The organism is Accumulibacter sp., assembly GCF_032229525.1.
In the GTDB taxonomy this organism is placed as follows: domain Bacteria; phylum Pseudomonadota; class Gammaproteobacteria; order Burkholderiales; family Rhodocyclaceae; genus Accumulibacter.
On record NZ_JAVTWB010000269.1, the window covers coordinates 1 to 3,953 of the forward strand.

5 protein-coding genes are annotated in these 3,953 nt (G+C 62.3%); 2 read left to right on the forward strand and 3 right to left on the reverse strand.

Annotated elements, in window-relative coordinates; genetic code table 11:
- The first annotated feature begins 284 nt into the window (after window positions 1-284).
- Entirely contained in the window at window positions 285-764 is a 480-nt protein-coding gene (locus RUW20_RS21125) for an OsmC family protein (RefSeq protein ID WP_313954192.1), read from the forward strand.
- Window positions 765-830: 66 nt separating this feature from the next.
- Here the strand turns inward: RUW20_RS21125 and RUW20_RS21130 are convergent, their stop codons facing one another.
- The 3 genes from RUW20_RS21130 to RUW20_RS21140 all read right to left on the reverse strand — a co-directional run bounded on the left by RUW20_RS21130 (window position 831) and on the right by RUW20_RS21140 (window position 2,889).
- Window positions 831-1,481 carry an SGNH/GDSL hydrolase family protein gene (locus tag RUW20_RS21130; protein WP_313954193.1) on the reverse strand — a complete coding sequence of 217 codons (651 nt, stop codon included), beginning with the start codon at window positions 1,479-1,481 and terminating at the stop codon, window positions 831-833.
- A 116-nt stretch (window positions 1,482-1,597) separates the two neighbouring features.
- A complete protein-coding gene (locus tag RUW20_RS21135; RefSeq protein WP_313954194.1) occupies window positions 1,598-1,981 on the reverse strand; it encodes a VOC family protein in 384 nt (127 codons plus the stop codon).
- Between the two features lie 68 nt (window positions 1,982-2,049).
- A complete protein-coding gene (locus tag RUW20_RS21140; RefSeq protein WP_313954195.1) occupies window positions 2,050-2,889 on the reverse strand; it encodes an inner membrane protein YpjD in 840 nt (279 codons plus the stop codon).
- Window positions 2,890-2,919: 30 nt separating this feature from the next.
- Between RUW20_RS21140 and ffh the strand changes: the two genes are divergently transcribed.
- Window positions 2,920-3,953, forward strand: a 1,034-nt coding sequence (ffh, locus tag RUW20_RS21145; protein WP_313954196.1) for a signal recognition particle protein, incomplete at its 3' end; no start/stop codon positions are given.

Consider the following 3,953-nt stretch of genomic DNA (forward strand, 5'->3'; position numbering starts at 1 on the left):
GCGGAAAACAGCAAGGACGTGAGGTGTTTTGAGTGTTCGATCATCCCGGCAGATCTCCAGAAGTAGAACGCTATCGGCGATGCGGAGCGACGTCAACGGATAGCGGAAGCGTTGCGCGTCCGGCATAGTGCAGCGCTTTACAAAAAGCCGCAAGATAGCGGCATCTTGACCCACAGGCCTCGATTTTGCGGCGAACAGTCGCACTTCCGACCGCGGCAGCGCCAGCTGTACTATTAGTTGATTACTTGCCGCACCCGAACAACCCCTCTCCCGGGAGACTGGCCATGGCCGAATATTGCGCACACCTTCTCTGGCAGCGCGGCGAGCACGATTTTCTCGGCAATCATTACAGCCGCAGGCACCTGCTGCGCTTCGACGGCGGCCTGGAAGTACCGGCTTCGTCATCGCCGCACGTCGTGCCGGTGCCGATGTCCGATCCAACCGCAGTAGATCCGGAAGAGGCCTTTGTCGCCTCGCTGGCGAGTTGTCACATGCTGTGGTTTCTTTCGATCGCTGCCCGTCGTCGCTTCTGCGTCGATCGCTACGCCGACAGCCCCGTGGGCGTGATGACGAAAAACAGCGAAGGCAAGCTGGCGATTACCGTCGTGACACTCAAACCGGAAGTGGCGTTCTCCGGTGATCGGCTGCCTGACCGCGAAGAAGTAGCGCAGATGCACCATGCGGCGCACGAGGAGTGCTTCATTGCCAACTCGGTGAAATCCGAAGTGCGCTGCGAACCAGTGTTCGACGTCTTGCCAGCCTGAGGCACTGGCGCAACTGCATCAACTGGGCACGCGACGCCGGCAAGGCGCAGGCAAGGCGCCGGAACGTCAGGGCCGGAATGCGGGTAGCAATCCGGCCACCATCTTCGCCACGGCTTCGCCCAGCCGGGTGTGTTGATCGACGTCGAGATGTACGCCATCGACCGGACTGACCGAGGCCACGGTACCGGCATCAAAATAGTGACAGCCAAGCATATCGGCCACCTCGCGGCAGGCGGCGGCGAGGCCGATGCACTTGCGATCGCCGCCGACGAACTTGGGCGCGATCGCTCCCCGCGGTTCTTCCTGCGGCGGCGGTGCGACGATCAGGATCGGCGGCACGGGCATGTCGGGCTCGATCGGTGCCTGGCGAATGGCATTGACCAGGGCGCCGACCCCTTGCGCCGAGTGCCAGGCGTTGTGCGGGTGCATCGACTGGAAATCGTTGGTACCGAGCATCAGGATCACCAGCGTCAGCGGCGAATGGATCTCGATGCGTTGAGCGAGACCATCGATGCCTTTGCGCCCAGGCTTGAAGGGATCCTCCCAGACCGTGCGGCGACCGTTGAGGCAGTCTTCGACGACGCGCACGCGGCGGCCTTCGGCATTGAGCGCGTTCTCCATCACCCCCGGCCAGCGCTCGTCGAAACTCAAGCGGCGCCGGGTTTCAGGAATGATTCCCCAGGACAGGGAATCGCCGTAGAGCAGGATATGTTGCATGTGGACCGCTCCTCAAGGTGAGTATCAGGGAAGCAGCTTGCCATCTGGAGCCCTGGTCGACAAGCGGCTGGGGCGGGAGCCCGCCCCAGCCACCGCGCCTGACACCCGGCCAAGGACTATTGCATCGAGTGCAGGCCGATGATGTTGCCTTCGGTGTCTTCGACCAGCGCAATGTGGCCATATTGCCCGATGGCCATCTTCGGCTGAATGATTCGACCACCCGCCTCGATCGCACGCAGGGCTTCGTCGGCGGCATCTTCGCAGCTGAAATAGACCATTGTGCCACCCTTGCCCGGACCGACCATTGGCTGACTGACCAGAGCCCCCGCAGCACCCGATCCGCCCTCCACCCAGGGAAATGCGTACATCTGGCCGCCCTCGCCGATGTCCGGCAGCGCGATCAGTTCACGGCCAAAGACTGCCGTGTAGAACGCCCTGGCGCGTGTCATGTCGGCAACGTAGATCTCGAACCATCCGACGGGATTCCCCGCTTTGTCCATGCTGATACTCCTCGGTTTGTCGTTCGAAAAAAATGGCGGTGCGCTGCCAGAGAATGGTAGATGCGAACTCAGTAGCGATGCAGCAGGACTTCTGCGACGAAGCGGCTGCCCATGTAGGCCAGCAACAGCACCATGAATCCGGCCAGCGTCCAGCGTAGCGCCACCCGGCCGCGCCAGCCGTAAATGCGGCGTCCGATCAGCAAGGCGGCGAAGATTCCCCACGAGGCAAAGGCGAACAAGGTCTTGTGGTCGAGCACCATGGCCTTGCCAAAAATTGCTTCCGAGAACATGACGCCGCTGACCAGCGCAACAGTGAGCAGGCAGAAAGCGACGGTAATCATGCGAAATAGCAGCGCTTCCATGGCCAGGATCGGCGGCAGGCTGGTCAGGCTCTTGGTAATCGCTCGCTGATGCAGCTTGCGCTCGGCGAAACCCATGAAAACGGCGTGCAGTGCGGACAGGGTGAACAGGCTGTAGGCGAGCATTGCCGTCAGGAAATGGAGCTGGAAGCCCCACGCGCCGGCGTGGGCAACGACGCGCAGTTGCGGGAACAGCGCCGGCGACAGGGCGGCGAGTGCTGCCAGCGGCAGGACCATCGGCTGCAGACCGTCCATGCGCGAGCGAAAGCTCTCCAGCCAGTAGATGAGTACCGCCAGCCAGAGCATCAGCGACAGTGCGAAACTAAAGGAAAAGCGCATGCCACCGGCGCCGAACAGCCCCTGGTAAAGCCCGAAGCCCTGAATTCCCAGTGCCGTCAACAGGGTTGCCCGCTCCCAATGCTGCATCGGCAGGGTCACCAGCGGCCGGTCGGTTTCACGCCAGCGGGTGTGCCAGAAATGGATGCCCAGCGCGGCATAGAGCAGCGATGAAACGACGTGCGGGAGCAGGTGCAGTAGAATGTCTGGCATTTTTTGAGTTTACACCAAGCCGGAATCCAAATGCTCGACAACCTGACCCAACGTCTTGCCCGCGTCATGAAGTCCCTGCGCGGCGAAGCACGCCTGACCGAGGCCAATATCGGCGATGCTTTGCGCGAGGTGCGCCTCGCCTTGCTCGAAGCCGACGTCGCCTTGCCTGCCATCAAGGAACTGATCACCGCCGTCAAGGAAAAAGCCGTTGGCGAAGAAGTGATCGGCTCGCTAAGCCCCGGCCAGGCGCTGATCGGTGTCGTCCACCGCGAGCTGACCAAACTGATGGGCGAGGCCCACACCGGTCTGAATCTGGCCACGCAACCGCCGGCGGTGATGCTAATGGCCGGCCTGCAGGGTGCGGGCAAGACGACCACGGTCGGCAAGCTGGCCAAGATGCTGCGCGAAACACAGAAGAAGAAGGTGCTGGTGGTTTCCTGTGACGTCTACCGACCGGCGGCCATCGAGCAGTTGAAAACCGTTGCCGCGCAGGCCGGCGTCGATTTCTTTCCCTCGACGCTGACCGACAAGCCGGTAGATATCGCGCGCAATGCGGTGGACTGGGCCAAGCGGCACTTCCACGACGTGCTGCTGGTTGACACTGCCGGTCGTTTGGCGATCGACGAGGCGATGATGAAGGAAATCGCCGAGCTCCATGCGGCGGTCAAACCGATCGAAACGCTGTTCGTCGTCGACGCGATGCTTGGCCAGGATGCGATCAACACTGCCAGGGCCTTCAGCGAGGCCCTGCCGCTGACCGGCATCATCCTCACCAAGCTCGATGGTGATGCCCGTGGCGGCGCGGCGCTGTCGGTTCGTCACGTCACCGGCCGGCCGATCAAGTACGCCGGCGTCGGCGAGAAACTGACCGGGCTCGAGGCGTTCCACCCGGAGCGGATGGCGTCGCGGATCCTTGGCATGGGCGACGTCTTGTCGCTGATCGAAGACGCCAAGAAAGGCATCGACGAGCAGAAGGCGGTCGATTTCGCCAGGAAGATGAAGTCCGGCAAGGGCTTCGATCTCAACGACTTCAAGGACCAGATCGGCCAGATGCGCAAGATGGG

What these genes read in the sequence shown, in the direction of transcription:
- RUW20_RS21125 (WP_313954192.1), top strand. Translation starts at nt 285, where the DNA reads ATGGCCGAATATTGCGCACACCTTCTCTGGCAGCGCGGCGAGCACGAT.
- RUW20_RS21130 (WP_313954193.1), bottom strand. Translation starts at nt 1,481, where the DNA reads ATGCAACATATCCTGCTCTACGGCGATTCCCTGTCCTGGGGAATCATT.
- RUW20_RS21135 (WP_313954194.1), bottom strand. Translation starts at nt 1,981, where the DNA reads ATGGACAAAGCGGGGAATCCCGTCGGATGGTTCGAGATCTACGTTGCC.
- RUW20_RS21140 (WP_313954195.1), bottom strand. Translation starts at nt 2,889, where the DNA reads ATGCCAGACATTCTACTGCACCTGCTCCCGCACGTCGTTTCATCGCTG.